At 37.6% G+C, this 16,986-nt stretch carries 16 protein-coding genes; 7 read left to right on the top strand and 9 right to left on the bottom strand.

What is annotated here, in order from left to right; genetic code table 11:
- Positions 1-108: 108 nt before the first annotated feature.
- A complete protein-coding gene (locus F3H00_RS05500; RefSeq protein ID WP_103604124.1) occupies positions 109-1,614 on the bottom strand; it encodes a flagellin B in 1,506 nt (501 codons plus the stop codon).
- 188 nt (positions 1,615-1,802) lie between these two features.
- On the opposite strand from F3H00_RS05500, the gene topA reads away from it, so the two are divergent.
- From topA to crcB, 3 genes are all read left to right on the top strand, one after another.
- On the top strand, positions 1,803-3,920 hold the full coding sequence (topA, locus tag F3H00_RS05495) for a type I DNA topoisomerase (protein ID WP_187424098.1): 2,118 nt from the start codon (positions 1,803-1,805) through the stop codon (positions 3,918-3,920).
- A gap of 907 nt (positions 3,921-4,827) precedes the next feature.
- A complete protein-coding gene (locus F3H00_RS05485; RefSeq protein WP_148799010.1) occupies positions 4,828-5,667 on the top strand; it encodes a biotin synthase in 840 nt (279 codons plus the stop codon).
- Positions 5,667-6,020 (top strand): fluoride efflux transporter CrcB, encoded by a 354-nt coding sequence (gene crcB / locus F3H00_RS05480; RefSeq protein ID WP_148799008.1) that lies wholly within the window; start codon positions 5,667-5,669, stop codon positions 6,018-6,020. The genes F3H00_RS05485 and crcB overlap by 1 nt, the downstream gene beginning before the upstream one ends.
- 670 nt (positions 6,021-6,690) lie before the next feature.
- On the opposite strand, the gene F3H00_RS05475 is transcribed toward crcB, so the two are convergent.
- The gene (locus F3H00_RS05475; protein WP_148799006.1) at positions 6,691-7,173 is read right to left on the bottom strand and encodes a hypothetical protein; all 483 of its coding nucleotides are present in this window, start codon (positions 7,171-7,173) and stop codon (positions 6,691-6,693) included.
- Between the two features lie 117 nt (positions 7,174-7,290).
- On the opposite strand from F3H00_RS05475, the gene F3H00_RS05470 reads away from it, so the two are divergent.
- The 3 genes from F3H00_RS05470 to F3H00_RS05460 are packed head-to-tail and all read left to right on the top strand — an operon-like array spanning position 7,291 to position 10,537.
- Positions 7,291-8,454 (top strand): cation:proton antiporter, encoded by a 1,164-nt coding sequence (locus F3H00_RS05470; RefSeq protein WP_148799004.1) that lies wholly within the window; start codon positions 7,291-7,293, stop codon positions 8,452-8,454.
- A gap of 2 nt (positions 8,455-8,456) precedes the next feature.
- On the top strand, positions 8,457-9,734 hold the full coding sequence (locus F3H00_RS05465) for a citrate synthase (protein ID WP_084109619.1): 1,278 nt from the start codon (positions 8,457-8,459) through the stop codon (positions 9,732-9,734).
- A complete protein-coding gene (locus tag F3H00_RS05460; RefSeq protein WP_087579250.1) occupies positions 9,731-10,537 on the top strand; it encodes a 3'(2'),5'-bisphosphate nucleotidase CysQ family protein in 807 nt (268 codons plus the stop codon). Before F3H00_RS05465 ends, F3H00_RS05460 begins: the two co-directional genes overlap by 4 nt.
- Before the next feature lie 3 nt (positions 10,538-10,540).
- On the opposite strand, the gene F3H00_RS05455 is transcribed toward F3H00_RS05460, so the two are convergent.
- Genes F3H00_RS05455 through F3H00_RS05425 form a run of 7 tightly spaced genes read right to left on the bottom strand, consistent with a single transcriptional unit; the run spans position 10,541 to position 16,109 of the window.
- Positions 10,541-12,097, bottom strand: coding sequence for a class I SAM-dependent methyltransferase (locus tag F3H00_RS05455; protein ID WP_148799002.1), 1,557 nt, complete (start codon positions 12,095-12,097; stop codon positions 10,541-10,543).
- Positions 12,098-12,105: 8 nt separating this feature from the next.
- The gene (locus F3H00_RS05450; protein ID WP_148799000.1) at positions 12,106-12,603 is read right to left on the bottom strand and encodes a redoxin family protein; all 498 of its coding nucleotides are present in this window, start codon (positions 12,601-12,603) and stop codon (positions 12,106-12,108) included.
- 47 nt (positions 12,604-12,650) lie between these two features.
- Positions 12,651-13,328 (bottom strand): molybdate ABC transporter permease subunit, encoded by a 678-nt coding sequence (gene modB / locus F3H00_RS05445; RefSeq protein ID WP_084109623.1) that lies wholly within the window; start codon positions 13,326-13,328, stop codon positions 12,651-12,653.
- On the bottom strand, positions 13,325-14,182 hold the full coding sequence (locus F3H00_RS05440; protein WP_149703763.1) for a sulfate/molybdate ABC transporter ATP-binding protein: 858 nt from the start codon (positions 14,180-14,182) through the stop codon (positions 13,325-13,327). Before F3H00_RS05440 ends, modB begins: the two co-directional genes overlap by 4 nt.
- On the bottom strand, positions 14,179-14,574 hold the full coding sequence (locus F3H00_RS05435; RefSeq protein WP_148798997.1) for a TOBE domain-containing protein: 396 nt from the start codon (positions 14,572-14,574) through the stop codon (positions 14,179-14,181). The genes F3H00_RS05440 and F3H00_RS05435 overlap by 4 nt, the downstream gene beginning before the upstream one ends.
- Positions 14,571-15,326: a molybdate ABC transporter substrate-binding protein gene (gene modA, locus F3H00_RS05430; RefSeq protein WP_148798994.1), complete on the bottom strand. Its 756-nt coding sequence runs from the start codon at positions 15,324-15,326 to the stop codon at positions 14,571-14,573. The genes F3H00_RS05435 and modA overlap by 4 nt, the downstream gene beginning before the upstream one ends.
- The gene (locus F3H00_RS05425) at positions 15,327-16,109 is read right to left on the bottom strand and encodes a TOBE domain-containing protein (RefSeq protein ID WP_072595374.1); all 783 of its coding nucleotides are present in this window, start codon (positions 16,107-16,109) and stop codon (positions 15,327-15,329) included.
- Positions 16,110-16,274: 165 nt separating this feature from the next.
- On the opposite strand from F3H00_RS05425, the gene F3H00_RS05420 reads away from it, so the two are divergent.
- The gene (locus tag F3H00_RS05420) at positions 16,275-16,985 is read left to right on the top strand and encodes an MlaA family lipoprotein (protein WP_148798991.1); all 711 of its coding nucleotides are present in this window, start codon (positions 16,275-16,277) and stop codon (positions 16,983-16,985) included.
- Position 16,986: the final 1 nt, after the last annotated feature.

Below are 16,986 nucleotides of genomic sequence, written 5' to 3'. Positions count from 1 at the left end.
TTAACACTCTTAAGGCTTTGTTACTACGACAAAGCCTCTATCTAAAACCTTAATAAAACTATTGTGGTAGCTTCATTACGTTTTCGAGGAAATTTCACTCAGCTCCTACTATTGTAGAAGCTTCATTACGTTTTGTTGTACGCTGTTTGCTTGACTCATAGCATAAGCACCTGATTGAGCTAGGATGTTATGTTTTGAGAAGTTAGCAGACTCACTAGCAAAATCAACATCTCTAATTTGAGATTCTGCTGATTTTACGTTAACTTGAGTTACAGTTATGTTATTAACTGTAGCTTGAAGTTGGTTTTGAACTGAACCAAGGTCTGAACGAACTTGATCAAGTGTTTTTTGAGCTGACTCAGCGATACTCATAACAGCCATCGCACCACGAAGTGTCATAACACCAGCAGATTGAGCTACTGATAAAGCTCCACTCATTCTTTGGAAGCCCATAGCAGTTGCTAGGTTTTTATCTATTTGGCCTCTTATATCTCTTAGTGATACTGATTGTTGAGCACCACCATTAGCAGAGAATGCCAATGATAGTTTAGCAACGCCACCAGCATTTAGCTTAATATCTCTACCGTCAAGACGAACTAGGTTTAGTCTACCTACGAATCCAGTTAAAGATGTACCTTTAGCAGCTGCACCTTTACCGCCAAGACCCTTTGAGATGTCTTTACCAGAAGCTACGATAGCACGGCCATCACGGCTTGTTAATACCATTTTGCCTGTTTCAGCATCAACAGAAGCTTCAACACCAGTTTGATCTTTTACAGAGTTGATAGCATTTACAAGTGCACCGTTTGCATCATTTGCTTTAACTTCTAGGTCGCCTATTTTAACGCCATTGATTGTTAAAGACTGAATTAAGCCGCCACCAATAGCAGCACTTGCTTTCCAAGTAACATCAGCTGTAGCTCTAACACCAGTTCTATCAGCAACTTTGTTGATGTTCTCGGCTAGAGCGCCAAGGCCTTTACCGATACCTGTTGAGATAGTAGCGCCTGTAACACCTACATCGTTTACACCATCAACGTTTAAGAATTTAAGGTTTACTTCACCCATAGCTGTAAGTAGTCTTGAACTCTCAAAACGTGTAAGACCGATCTTATCAGACGTAGTCGCACCAATACTTGCTTTAACAGTTTGGTTTGAGTAAGCACCTATTTGGAATTCTTTATTAGAGAATGTTCCGTTTAGTAGTTGCTGACCGTTAAATGAAGTAGTGTTACCGATATTGTCAAGCTCTTCCATTAGACGAACGATATCAGCTTGCAATGCTTGGCGTGATTGAGTTGTTTGGCCGTCTTGAGCTGATTGAGTAGCTTTTGTCTTGATAGTATCAAGAATTTTTAGCTGCTCGTCCATAGCTTTATCGGCAACTTGAATGATACCAATAGCATCATTACCGTTTGCAATAGCTTGACCTAAAGCTGAAGCTTGACTTCTTAAGCTATCTGCGATAGATAGACCTGAAGCATCGTCTGCAGCTGTTTGAATCCTAAGACCTGAGCTAAGTTTGTTAAGTGACTTAGATAGGTCAGTGTTGTTGCTAACTGCGTTAGCGTGCGTGTTAAGTGCGTTTACGTTTGTGTTAATACGAAAACTCATTGTAAATCCTTTTAATTTTTTAGTTACGACTTCTTGTCGCACAAAAACTATATCGTGAAATTTTCTAAAAACTTTATAGGTATGAATGAAAAATTTTCAAAAGATAGACCTTGGGCTTGATTTTTTATGCCTTGATACTTTAAAAATTATTTTTGCTACAATTACGCCAAAAAATACAAAGGCTATATATAATGAAAAGCTTAATCATCGTGGAATCCCCCGCAAAAGCAAAGACTATCAAAAATTTTCTAGACAAAAGCTACAACGTCATCGCCTCAAAAGGCCACATCAGAGACCTGCCAAAAACTAGCTTTGGCATTAAGATAGAAGATGATAAATTTACCCCAGAGTATCGTATCAGCAGTGATCACTCAGCCATCGTAAAAGAGATAAAAGAGCTTGCTAAGGGTGCTGATGAAATTTATCTCGCGACCGATGAGGATAGAGAGGGTGAGGCGATCGCGTTTCACATCGCAAACGCCATCGGCAAAGAGCCAACCAGTCTGCCTCGCATCGTCTTTCACGAGATCACCAAAAGCGCCATACAAAACGCTCTAAAAAGCCCAAGACACGTCGATATGAACAGCGTCAATGCCCAGCAAACAAGGCGCTTGCTAGACCGCATCGTTGGCTACAAGTTAAGTCCGCTTTTAAATTTAAAGATACAAAAAGGCTTAAGCGCTGGCCGTGTGCAAAGTGCGGCCCTAAAGATAATAGTTGACCGTGAGCGTGAAATCCAGGCATTTAAGCCAGTTGAATACTACACTATAGACACCGTTTTTAAAAAAGACCTAGACGCCGAGCTAGTTAAATTTGAAAATCAAAAGATAGAAAAGCTCACTATCCAAAACCCAGACCGTGCAAAATACATCATTGAAAATTTACAAAATGAGAAATTTAGCGTCCGAGAGATCGAGAGCAAGGATAGAAAGACCCAGCCAAGCCCGCCATTTATGACCTCAACGCTTCAGCAAAGTGCGAGCAACCGCCTTGGCTTTAGCCCTAAAAAGACGATGATGATCGCACAAAGCCTCTATGAGGGCGTGCAAACAAACGAAGGCTTCATGGGTGCGATCACTTATATGAGAACGGACAGCTTAAATTTAGCCAAAGAGGCCGTTGCAGCCGCTAGAGAGCATATATTGCAAAACTACGGCAAAGAGTATCTGCCAGCCAAAGCGATAAGCTACACGACAAGCTCAAAAGGCGCGCAAGAAGCCCACGAAGCGATCCGCCCTACAAATTTAAACTTCACACCGCAAATTGCTGCTAAATTTCTAGAAAAGGATGCGCTAAAACTCTACACACTCATCTACAATAGATTTTTAGCCTGCCAAATGAGCGCATGTGTGAGCCAAACGCAAAATGTCTATGTCGCAAGCGAAAAAGGCGAGTTTAAGATAAGCGGCAGAAAGGTACTATTTGACGGCTTTTACAAAGTTTATGGCGAGCTTGATAAGGATAAAATTTTGCCAAATTTAAAAAAGGGCGACGAGATGAGCTTGCAAAGCATAAAAAGCACGCAAAATTTCACCGAGCCACCAGCTAGGTACTCAGAAGCTGGCCTTGTTAAGAAGTTAGAGAGCCTAGGTATCGGTCGCCCAAGTACCTATGCACCAACTATCACGCTGCTAACCTCAAGAGACTACGTGAGAGTCGAGAAAAAGCAGCTCATACCAAACGAGATCGCATTTAGCATGATAGGCGTTTTGGAGGAGCACTTTAGCAATATCGTTGATAGCGAATTTACTTCACATCTTGAAGAGAAGCTCGATGAAATCGCACTTGACAAGGCCAACTGGCAAAAGGTGTTAAGCGACTTTTACTATCCATTTATGGAAAAAATTAGCGCTGGCAAAACTGGCATAAAAAGCCTAAAAACAGCCACTCCGATCGGCGAGAAGTGCCCAGAGTGCGGAAGCGAGCTAGTACTTAGAAAGGGCAGATACGGCGAATTTATAGCTTGCTCAAATTTCCCAAAATGCAAATACTCAAGAAACGTCGCAAAAGATAATGAAAAGAGCGCAGAAACTGACACTGCAACGGCTGCTAAGCCAAAACGTGAGCTTAAAAAGCTTGATGTGCCATGTCCAAAATGCGGTGGCGAGATCGTCGAGAGATTTAGCAGGCGCGGTAAATTTTATGGATGTGCCAACTATCCAAAATGTGACTTCATCTCAAACTACGAGCCAGTTGAGCAAAAATGCGACGAATGTGGCGGCGATATGATCAAAAAAGAGCTTAAAAAAGGTACTTTTGTGGAGTGCACAAAGTGTAAGAAAAAGACCCTTATCTCTGAAAACTAAAAATTTCTAGCCAAATTTGAGCCCTTGAGCCTAAATTTGGCTTTTATAAATTTGGACTTTAAATGCCTGGAACCATTGTAGAAGTTAGCCAGTACAAAGGGTAAAAGAGCCTCGTCATAAACTGCACTCAGTTAGATGGTAGCTTCACACAGTAGTACAAAACCTTCAAATAAAAAAAGAGCCGTACTTGATGAGTGGTGTGAATTTTTTTAAGAAGCGAACAAAACGTTTTTGAAGAGCTTAGCTTTTGCACGAAAATACCTTAAAGGCTCTTTGATACGGTGTGATGCCAAAGAATTTTAAAAAGCCTTCATATCAAATGAGACTCGCATGAGAACCTTGACGCGCCAGCAAGCCTTTCTAGTCTAAAGAGCCTTTTTGTAGGCTCTGGAGCTAGCGTAAAAAACATAGCGCTAATCGCAAAACTTTCTGGACTCAAAAGCCTTGCCGTGGAAATTTTTTAAAAGATAAATTACTACTCTGCGTTTTTAAATTTATAAAATTTAAAAAGTCTTGAGATCAGCAAAAACGGACTTTCGCCTAGATTTATTCACATCGAAAGTCTATAGTTTTTACGCCAGATGCCTAGGCCAACCAGCCTTGTGATATTAACAACTAGGATAAAAAGCAAGAACTACTCGCCTATTTTATCTCTAAAATCCTTAGCTTGCCGACACAGCATGCACTTCTAACGTGCAAAGAGCTTAGATGATTAAAGGGGATAAGGGGACGGCTCTTGGCTTCGCTAGCTCGCAGCTGCAAACAGATCGTAACTCAAGCCCATTTATCTCCCTTTGAATAAAAATAATTTTATACATTTCATCAAACTATTTTTGCAAATTCATAAATCACCCTACTTAAATTTTAAACCTACCAAAGCTATAATACGCCCCAAAAAGGATGAAAAATGAAAACAATTATGCTCTGTGCGATATGCTCAGTCACTCAAGGAAACTGCGCCGAGGACTGCGCTTACTGCACGCAAAGTGCCAAAGCCGGTGCGGATATCTCAAAATTTAAAGAAAAAAGCGTGCAGCAGGTGGTGGACGAGGCCAAAATGGCTTATAAAAACCACGCTCTTGGCTTTTGTTTAGTTACAAGTGGTGCTAGGCTAAATGACAAAAAGACCGACTATATCGCATCTTTAGCAAGAGCAGTGAGCAAAGAAGTGCCAAATTTGATGCTCATCGCATGTAACGGCATGGCGACTTATGAGCAACTTTGCGAGCTCAAAAAAGCTGGCATTTTTAGCTACAACCATAACCTTGAAACAAGCCGAGAATTTTTCCCAAAAATTTGTAAAACACACACTTGGGACGAGAGATATCAGACAAATTTAGATGCAAAAAGAGCTGGGCTTATGCTTTGCACTGGTGGAATTTACGGCGTTGGCGAGAGTGAGGCCGATAGAGTAAGCTTTTTAGCTAGCCTAAAAGAGCTTGAGCCATTTTCATCGCCGATAAATTTTTTCATAAAAAATGAATCTCTAACTCTTGATCTGCCCCCTCTTAGTGTGAATGAAGCCCTAAAGATCGTACGTGATACCAAAAGCGCTCTTCCAGAAACTAGAGTCATGATAGCTGGTGGCAGGGAGAAAATTTTAGGCGATAGACAGTACGAGATCTTTGAAAATGGCGCCGATGCGATCGTGATAGGCGACTATCTCACTGCAAAAGGTGAGAAAGCTAGCAAGGATATCGAGGAGCTTACTAAGCGTGGTTTTAGCTTCGCAAGTATCTGTCACTAATGCTTGCAAATTTACTTTTTGCAGGGTTTGGAGGCTTTATCGGAGCTGGGTGCAGGTTTTTAGCCGGTGAGCTGCTAAAATTTAGTCACTTTCCGCTAGCCACACTTGGCGTAAATGTGCTTGGCAGCTTTATTATCGGCGTTTTGTTTTGTCTAAATTTAAGCCAAAGCGTGAGAGTATTTTTGGTCGTTGGCATACTTGGCGGATTTACAACATTTTCAAGCTTTAGCCTTGATAGCGTGAAATTTTTAATAGAAGGCGAGCTGATAAAAGGCTTTTTAAATATCTTTTTAAACCTTGTTTTTTGCCTACTTGCAAGCTATCTTGGCATTTTACTTGGTAAGAATTTGTGAGGTTTTTAAGGTACGCAACAAAATAACTTTATCTATACCATTTTTAAATTTTAAAGCTTCACTCACTCGCCACTAAATTTAAAGCCGCGATATGCTCGCTTTAATTTACTCAAATTTATCTGATAACAAATCGCATGCAGTGTGTTAGCACTGGAGCATGTCACCTCTAACGTTGTCGGGGTTAGGGGATCGTTAAGGGGGAAGGGAGCGACTTCGTAATTCAAGCCTCTTCCCCCTTAACAAAGAAACAAAACTTTAAATTTCTAAAAACCTTAATTTATAAATTTTAAAATTCCATTCACTCGCAAGAATTGACTACTGATTTTGGGTCTTACAAAGCTTGCCACTAGAGCCGAAATTACTTGCTTATAAAATTTTAAAATTTGATAGAGTTTTAACCGCATTCAGTGCGCCAGCACTATTGCGTGCACTTTGAGCGTGTTAAGGGATTGGGGGGATATAAAGTGGGATAAAGGAGGCGACTTCGTGTCTGCCATGCAGTTGCGAGCTTGCGAAGCAAAATTCAAGCCCCTTTGTCCCCCTTTAAGTAAAAATTTCATCAATCTATGTGCAAATTTTAAATTTCATTCACTCACAAGAATTGGCTACTAAAATTTGATGAAATTTAACAAAACCACATGCAGTGCAAAATACCACCACATCCACCTTTCTACCTAGCTTCTACCTTTGGCATCTGAAGCATAAAATTTCTAGCTTCACTTAAAAGTACAGGCTTAAGCCCATCTACCAGAGTTTTTGGATCATAAATTCTCTCATATGAAAGTATTAAGACTCCATCTTTTTTAAGTAAAAAGTGGATTATTTCTATATTTTTACTGCTAGTTTCATCTTTTATGAGAGCTAAAATTTGATCATTTTCTTCGCTATAAAGCACCTCTTTAGCCTCTTTTATCTTTCTTTTTAGCTCAACAAGCATACTTTCACTTTTTATATTTTTGTCAAATTTCACTCTAAAGCCTACAAAATGCTCATCAAAATTTTCATTTTTTAAAAAGTAAAAGCTCTCATCTTTGGCTATATTTTTCTTATAAAAAATACTTCCATCAAATTTAAAACTTTGAACCAAACTTAGCTCATCTGCAAAGCCAAAAATTCCAAAAAACATCAAGACAAAAAATAGAAATTTACGCATAAATTTGCACTCCAAATTTTTAAAAATTTGTCGCCATTTTGCCCAAAAATCGCTTAGCTTAATCAAAAAATAACAAAGCTTTTTATACAATCAAACATTTTTAATTTAAGGATCTTTTTGCAGTTACATCAAGCTAGCGAGCTTAGTATTCTTGTCGTTTTGGCATTTATCGTCTTTGCTTCGCCTTATATTTCTAAAATTTTACGCATTCCTGTCGCTCCTGCTGAGATAATACTTGGAGCACTAGCTAGCTACATCGGGCTTGTCGGCGAAAATGAGATGTTTAAGCTAATTAGCGAAGTTGGTTTTTTCTTTTTGATGTTTCTAGCTGGCATGGAGATCGATCTTAGAATGCTTATAAACATTGACCGTAAAATTTTACGCCTGGGGCTTATCTATCTTGCGCTCATCTACTCGCTAGCAACTGCACTTACATTTAGTTTTAATCTTAGTTTGCTCTATATCATCATTATCCCGATAATGGCCGTTGGCATGATATTTACGCTGTTTAAAGAGTATGGCAGGGATGTAAAATGGCTAAATTTAAGCATGCTTATTGCAACTATTGGCGAGCTTATAAGCATTACGCTTTTGACATTTATAGCAGCCTATTTGCAGTTTGGAGCTAGTATAAATTTATGGCTAACGATTGGCTATTTGATCTTATTTTTAGCCATCAGCGTACTTAGCTTTAAAATTTTAGATGTGCTTTTTTGGTGGTATCCGGGGCTTAAAGTGATCCTTATGCCACACTACGACAAGGACGAAAAAGACATTAGACTAAGCATTGCGGTATTTTTTTCGATGATTGCACTTATGCTTTATTTAAATTTAGAAGTTGCCTTTGGTGCGTTTATCGCAGGTATGTTTATAGCTACGTTTTTTGATCATAAAAAAGACTTACCGCACAAGCTTTCAAGCTTTGGATTTGGATTTTTGGTACCGATATTTTTTATACACATAGGCTCAACTTTCAAGCTCTCAAGCCTAAGCTCAAATGAAGTGATAAAAGATGCTATTTTTATATTTTGTGCGATGCTTGCCACAAGGCTTTTTTCAAGTGTGTTATTTGTAGGAAAATTAGGATTTAAGGGGATATTTTTGTTTTCCCTCTCACAATCCATGCCACTAACGCTTCTAGTAGCAGTTGCTACTATCGCACACAGATCAGGTGAGATAAGTGATTATTCTTACTCATCTTTTATCCTAGCAAGCCTAGCTCAAGCTATAATAGGGACAATAATTATAAAATTTCTAATGCAATCAATAAGTAAGGAGTAAAAATGTCATCAAATACAGCTACGCTAACTGATAACAGAACCGGCAAGAGTTACGAGTTTCCTATACTAAAAGGCACTATGGGACCTGACGTGATAGACATCTCGACATTTTTTAGTGATACTGGAATGTTTACTTTTGACAGAGGTTATACTTCAACTGCGATGTGTCGCTCAGCGATAACTTATATAGACGGCTTAAAAGGCGAGCTAATGTATAGAGGTTACGATATCGCGTATTTGGCTGAAAATAAGACATTTTTAGACGTGGCATACTTACTCTTAAACAAAGAGCTTCCAACAAATGATCAGTATATAAATTTTAAAACCGAGCTTAAAAAAAGAAGCTTTATACATGAAGGCATGATGAAGCTATTTGACGCATTTCCAGATAAAGCGCACCCTATGGCGATTTTGCAAGCAGCGGTATCAGCGCTAAGTGCCTTTTACTCAGATCACCTAAATATGGATAAACCTGAAGAGTATCACGAGATGGCTATGCGTATAATCGCTAAAATTCCAACGATTGCGGCATTTAGCTACCGCTACTCACGCGGTCTTCCTATCATATATCCAAATTTAGATCGTGGCTTTACTGAAAATTTCCTCTACATGATGAGAGGCTATCCGTACGAGCACGTCGATCTTAAGCCAATCGAGATAAAAGCACTTGATACGGTCTTTATGCTGCACGCAGATCACGAGCAAAACGCTTCAACAACGACTGTTAGAACCGTTGGCTCAACGCACGCACACCCATACGCATGTATAAGCGCAGGCATCGGCGCACTTTGGGGCTGGGCTCATGGCGGCGCAAACGAGGGCGTTATCCGCCAGCTTGAAGAGATAGGCTCTGTAGCAAATGTCGATAGATACATCGCTAGAGCAAAGGATAAAAACGATCCATTTAGGCTAATGGGCTTTGGTCACAGGGTCTATAAAAATTTTGACCCTCGTGCAAAAGTGCTTAAGAAGATGAGAGATCAGCTTATGGACGAGATAGGCATTAACTCAGAGCTTATTAAAATCGCAAACCGCATTGAGGAGATCGCGCTAAATGATGACTACTTTGTGAGTAGAAATTTATACCCAAACGTTGATTTTCACTCAGGGCTCATCCTAAAGGCGCTTGGCATACCAAATAATATGTTTGCCGTCATCTTCGTCATCGGCAGGACTCCAGGCTGGATCAGCCAGTGGATCGAGCTAAAAGAGCAAGATACGATAAAGATCGTCCGCCCAAGACAGCTTTATGTTGGAGAGACAAACAGAACACCAAAATGAGCGAGCTTCTAAATTTAGCTAAAAAAGCAGCCGTTAATGCTGGAGCGCAAATAATGAAATTTTACTCTGCAGATAATACGGCTCTTAAAGTCTGCCTAAAAGATGACAGCTCGCCACTAACTAGCGCTGATCTAGCCGCAAATGAAACAATACTAAAAGTTCTAAGTGAAAGCGGGATAAAAATTTGCTCTGAAGAGAGTATCTTGCAAGAAAGCGATAAAGACGAGTTTTGGCTCGTAGATCCTCTTGATGGCACGAAAGAATTTCTAGCTAGAAACGGTGAATTTTGCGTTTGCATAGCGCTTATAAAAAAAGCTAGACCGGTGCTTGGTGTGATATTTATCCCAGTTAGTAAAGAGCTTTTTTATGCTGATGAAAATGGCACTTTTAAAGAAATTTTAGATGATAATGATGAAAACATAAAGAGAGTTGATTTAAATAAAAAAGATAAAAATTTAGACAATCTAATCTTTTCAAGTAGAAGAGGCGATGCCAAAGAGATAGAATTTATAGGGCAGAGCTTAAATTTTGAGCAAAGGTGCATCGGCTCAGCCATAAAATTTTGCCGTTTGGTTGAATTTGGCGGAGCTTATTTGAGATTTGCCCCAAGCTACCTTTGGGACAATGCTGCAGGAGAAGCGCTCGTAAATTTTTGTGGCGGAAAAGTATTTGACGCTAATAGCAGCAAAGAGATGAGCTACGAGCTTACTAATTTAAAAAGTCCATTTTTCATAGCTCTCTCAAAAAACACACTAAATCTAAAAGATAAAATCACACAGCTATATAAGCAAAGTAAAATTTAAACCTTAAATTTCTTCTAGTAGATAAAGCATGCTAGCTATTTTTGCTGTGCCTAGCACGTAGCTCATTATGTTTGCTGCGACTTTATCTTTTTTAAGCACTTTGCCATTTATGTCAAATATATCTTCGTTATTCTCTTTGATAAATTTCAAAGCTTTTGCTGCGACATCTTCTAAGCTATTTTTACCATCAAGCAATAAAAGTATGTAATAATCGATATTGTTAAGCTTTCTTGAAATGCTAAATTTATTAGCAAAAACAACATCGGCATTATTTTTATGATTTAAGAAATATCTTACATAATTTATTAAATTTTGACTAAGCCTTGAATAGCCGGGCCTATACTCGATATTTTTTTGCTCATCTTTTAAGATCATTGCATCAGACGAGTTTGTTAAAATTCTTACAAAGGCGCTATAAACCATGAGCTTATCTTCTGGCAAAATTTCTAAAATCTGAGAAAGGTTTATACTAGCTGGATACATCTTATAAAAGACCTCGCAAAGCCATGATATATCTTGTGGCATAGCACCATAACTATCTTGCCACTGGTTATCTTTCTTTATAAAATCTGCCACAACGTGAATTTTATTGATATCGCTTGGGCCTATTTGTTTATTGGCTATGCTCTCATAAGTTTTGCTATGGACTATTAGGCTTTGTCTAAATACTTTGTTGCTAATCATATCCATGAATTGCTCTAGATCGATTCTGTCCTTAAACTTGTTATTTTTGTATTCATCTACTACGGCTGTGCCAACATCTGGGGTAAAAATATCATCAAGCGTATATTCACAAAGATAAGTAAGATCATTTTTAGCGAGCATGGCATTAAAATCTTTAAAATAAAATGGATCATTTGTGTATTCTAAAAACTCATGAGCTATGTAAAAGTCATCTTTTGAGAGCACATGTTCTGTTATAAAAAGAAGCATCTTAAGGGGTATTTTCCCCTCATAAATTTCTTCATTTCTTGTTAGCAAATATTCTTTATAGACTAAAAGTGCTTCTTTGGCTGCTTTTAGCCTCTCTTGCATGCTCTCTTTATCTTTTGCGGCAAGTAGCATTATATCCCTTACGATATCTTTTACTTTCCAACCAGGATAAACATTATAAGAGATAAATGCCACGCCATTTGTACTTAAATTCTCTCTTACGACTTTTAATATAGCTTCTTTGACAAAGTCAGGTACCCAGCTAAAAACGCCATGAGCAATGATATAGTCAAATTTTTCATCACTGTTAAATTCGCAAATATCGCCATGTATAAGCTCTAAATTTGTAAGCCCCATCTCTTTAACGATCTCTTGTCCACGCCTTATCTGCTCTCCACTGAGGTCTATGCCAACTACTTTTGCGTTTTTGTTATTTACTGCAAATGGGATCAAATTTCCGCCAAAGCTACATCCTATCTCTAAAACTCTTGCATTTTCGCATGGCGGTGGAGTTATGCCAAGAAGTGTAGCACAAGCTTCAAGCCTATATGGCGATGATTGGGCAAAAGCTATTGATTTATAAGTTAGCTCATCATAAGACTTTTCGATTTTGCTATTTTGGCTCATTTTAGCTCCTAGTAGTCTTTTTCTTTGAGTTTTTCTAGCATATTTTTAGCATCATTCTCGGGATCATCCACTATATATGCGCGCCTTATCTTGCCATCTTTTATGATGAGCGTTTGCCTAAAGTAAAATTTATGTCCATTTGATGCAGAAAAAACTGGAAGCTCAAGCGCCCTCTCAAGCATAAACTCACTATCGTTTAAAAACATAACACCAGTTGAAGTCTCTTCTTGAAATTTCTTTTGAGCTGCGATATCTTGTGAGCTAATGGCTACCACCATAAAACCAAGATCGTTAAAATCTTTTAAAAATTTCTTATAGTTTATAGCTTGTTTGGTGCAGCCCTTCATGCCAGGTGTATTTTGTAGTTGCTCGCTTAAAAGACTAAAGTCCTCGCCTATCTTTGGATAGATGAAAATAACGCAGTCGTGCGTCCTTGCAAAGGCGGAAAAATCAAATTCCTTACCATCTAAGGTATTTAAATATATACTTGTAGGCACTTTTATCATACTTCATCCTTTAAAATTTTTACTATTATATCTTTATAAGCTTTGTCTTAAGCTTTTTTAGAATTTAAAAGATAAACTACGAAAAGGACAAAAAAGCTAATTATTAGCATCAAAAGTGCATAGATATGAGCCTTGGTGTAATCAAGCATTTCAACCGCTTCAAATATCGCGATGCTAGCGACCTTGCTCTCTCCAGCTACGCTACCGCCTATCATTAAAACAACACCAAACTCGCCCATGGTGTGCGCAAAACTAACGACAGTAGCTGTTAATAAATTTGATCTGATGCTTGGCAAAATCACCCTAAAAATAGTCGTGAGCTTATTTTTACCAAGGCTATAACTTGCTTCAAAAAGGCTCTTTTTTAGGCTATTTAGCCCAGCATAAATCGGCCCAAACATAAATGGCAATGAATAGATACAACTTGCCACAACAAGACCTGTGAAGTTAAAAACAAGCCTAACTCCAAAAATTTCTTCAATAAATTTACCAAAGGCCGAATAAGGCGAAAGAAAAATGAGTAGATAAAAGCCAAGAACACTTGGTGGTAAGACCAAGGGTAGTGAGATAACCGACTCTAAAAACGACTTGCCAAAAAATTTCTTTTGAGACATAAAATAGGCAAGTGCGATGCAGACAAAAAATAAAATAAAAGTTGTTATAAAAGATAATTTTAGTGATAGCCAAAATGGCTCGTAATCGATACTTTTTAACTCGTCTATCATGCTTTTTCCAAATTTACACTAAATGCTTTTGTGCTAACTACTACCATATCGCCTGATTTTAGATTCATTGCTTCGCTGCTACTTAGCACCACTTCACAAATTTGGCGGTTTATTAATACATTTGCCACGTAAATAGCATCACGTTTTTTTATCTCTAAAATTTTAGCATTAAAGGCAAATTTCTGCGATCCTGCACTCTTTAAAAATATCTCACTTGCGCTACCTGATCTTGAAATTTTTCCATTTTCAAGGACAAAGACTTTATTGCAAAGCTTATAAATTTCAGCGATATCATGGCTTACTAAAATGATGCTCATCTTAAACTCATCATGAAGTGCTAGTAAATAGTCTTGAAGTTTCTCACGCATAGCATTATCAAGCGCACTTAACGGCTCATCAAGTAGTAAAATTTCAGGCTTTCTCATAACCGCACGAGCCAAAGCAACGCGTTGCTTTTGACCGCCAGAAAGAGTGCTAATTTTTGCATTTTTTAGACTTGTTAGGCCGCAAATATCAAGAAGCTTGTTCGCTAGAGCTAGATCATTTTTTGCAAAGAGTAAATTTTTAAAGACATTCATATTTTCAAAAAGTGCGTAGTCTTGAAATAAAAAGCCGATATTTCGTTCTTGTGGAGCTAAATTTATCTTATCGTCAAAGAAAATTTTATCACCAACCTTTATAAATCCGCTTTGTGGTGTTTCAAAACCGGCAATCAACCTTAAAATAGTGGTCTTTCCGCCACCACTTGCTCCGTAAAGTGCGACAAAATCGCCATTTTCAAAGCTAAGATCTGCCTCAAGCATAAATTTGCCATCGCCGCCATTTAGCTCTTTTTTACAAGAAATTTCTATCATTTTTGAGTACTTATATGAATGCTAGTAGATTTTATATAGGCAAAAACACTATCATTTTTGCTCAAATTTAATGCTTTTAAAGCGTGATTTGAAATGATGGCTTCGAAGTGGATTTGATCGCACTTTAGGCTAACAACGCTTAAAACTTCACCAAAATTTATAGCCTCTACCATGCATTTTAATTCATTTTCAAGCGAGCTAGTGTCAAGTTTATTTTTTGCCAAGACGACATCTGAGCTTTTAAAACCTAAACCGATCTCGTCATTTAAGGCAAATTTGCTAGCCTCATTTAAGACTAGCATAAATAAATTCGCCTCTAAATTTAGACCCTTTAGCTCAAATAAGCTGACATCATCTTTGGTTAAAATTCCAACGATCTTTGCTTTTATCATTTAGCTGGGACGTTATAGCCAAATTTCTTAAAAATTTCTCTTGATTTATCACCCAAGATAAACTCGTAAAATGCTTTTGCGTCATCATTTTTATCAGCATGTTTTAGAAGAACTATGCCTTGATCGATCGGAGTGTATAGCTCTTGCGGAACAAATATGTAATTAACGCCCTCTTTGTATTTTGACATTTTCTCATCAAAAAGTGCACTAGCAGCGATAAAACCTACATCAGAAGCACTTAATGCTTGAGATAGAGTTTCAGAAATTTTTTGAGCATAGACGATATTTTTTTCTACTTCGTCATAAAGCTTTGCATTTTTAAGTGCTTCTATGCTGGCCTTACCGTACGGTGCTGTTTGTGGATTTGCGATAGAGATCGCTTTTAAGCCACGAACAACTTCGATACCTTTTTTGAAATCAACATTTCTAATAGAAAAAATAGCAACAGCGCCTTGTGCATAAACTTTTGGAGCAGCTACTGCAAATCCTGTGTCATAAGCTTTTTGAGCAAAGCCCATATCAGCAGCCATGAATATATCAGCTGGAGCTGAGTTTTGTATCTGTGTAACAAGACCGCCACTTGCGCCAAGAGTTAGGTTGATTTTAGCATCTGGATGAAGCTTATTAAACTCTTTTATAAGCTCTGGAAATGCATATGTCGTATTTGCTGCAGCATATACATTTACTTCAGCACCAAGTGCGTTTATGGCAAGCAAAGCTGCCACACATAAAAATTTAAAAACTTTTCTCATTTAAACTCCTATGATGATTTGTGATGATTTTACTATTGCTAAAAGTGTATCGCCAACACCTATCTTCATCTGGATAGCACTATCTTTTGTGATGATGGCAGTTAAAGTCTGCTCATCGCTTAGCTTTAAAGTGATTTCAGCATTTACAGCACCTATCTTTGCTTCGATCACTTCGCCTTTTAGTTGATTTTTTGTGCTTATTTTTATATCTAGATCCTTAGCCAAAATAACAGCTGGAGCTTTAAAAATATAAATAACTTTTTGTCCAACTTTTAGTCCTAAATTTTTCTCACTCTCGACTGTAATGTTTGACTCAAGCGTACAGCCATTACTTAGTTTTGCAACTATTTGAGAATTTACCGCACCGCGGTTTATGCCAATAATCTCGCATGAGAGCTGATTTCTAGCACTTAAGTTCATATTCATTCTTTGAAGATTTATAATATCTACATCCTCAAAATCTACTTTTTGACAAATTTTTTGCAAAAAATCCTTTTGAGTCTCAAGAATGGCATCATAAATTTTTATCAGTTTATTGGCATACTCGCTTAGCTCAGAGCCACTATTTTTTTTATTTCCATCAGCCCTAATAATAAGTGGCTTGCTACTTTTGTTATTTATCGTATCAAGGCAGTCCCAAGCATTTTTGTATGATATACCAACCAGTTCTGCTGCTTTTGTGATGCTTTTTGTCTCTTTTATGGCCTTTAATAATGTAATATGCTTAGCTAAAACCTGTGTATCTTCGCCTAAAAATAGTTCTAAATTTATATCTGCTTTCAAAATTTTTACCTTTACTATATTAGAGAATAATTTGTGAAGTATATCTAATTATATTAATCCTTAAGCTTAAAGATTTAAGCCAATTTATAAATTTCTCTTAATTTCTTGTAAAGTTTTTAAAAGATAAAATCGAGCTACATTTTATAAATAAAAATAAGGCTTAGTATGAAATTTTTGCTTTCTATCTTTTTTAGTTTGCTTTTAGCCTGTGCTAATACGGACATAAATACAAATAGCGAAAGCGACGAATTTGATGTTGAATTTGAAGCAAGAAAAGATGTTTTTGACCCGCTTAGTGGCTACAATAGAATGATGACACATGCAAATGACTTTATCTATGTAAATATGCTAACTCCGGTGGCAAAAGGCTATGCCTATGTTGTGCCAAAAACAGCTAGAACAATGGTTTCAAATTTCTTTGATAACCTGCTTTTTCCAGTTCGCTTTGTAAATAACTTACTTCAGTTTAAATTTCAAAACGCTGGCGAAGAGACATTAAGATTTTTAGCAAATACGATAATTGGCTTTGGCGGACTAACAGACGGAGCAAAATACTACAATCTCAAAGCTCACGATGAAGATTTTGGACAAACGCTTGGATATTGGGGGCTTGGCAGCGGTTTTCATATCGTTTGGCCACTTATTGGACCATCAAATTTAAGAGATACTGGTGGTATGGTCGGAGATTATTTTGCTGATCCTATTAGCTACGTTGACCCTATACTTTTATCAACTGGCATAAAGTCATATAGAGCGTTTAATAGCTTTTCACAAGATCCAATTGCTTATGAAAAACTAAGAAAAGATGCTATTGATCTTTATCCATTTTTACGCGATGCTTACGAGCAAAGACGCGATAAGCTTATCAAGGAGTAAA

Source organism: Campylobacter concisus (genome assembly GCF_902460845.1).
GTDB classification, from domain to species: Bacteria; Campylobacterota; Campylobacteria; order Campylobacterales; family Campylobacteraceae; genus Campylobacter_A; species Campylobacter_A concisus_X.
This window is presented reverse-complemented; position numbering and strand designations above follow the sequence as displayed.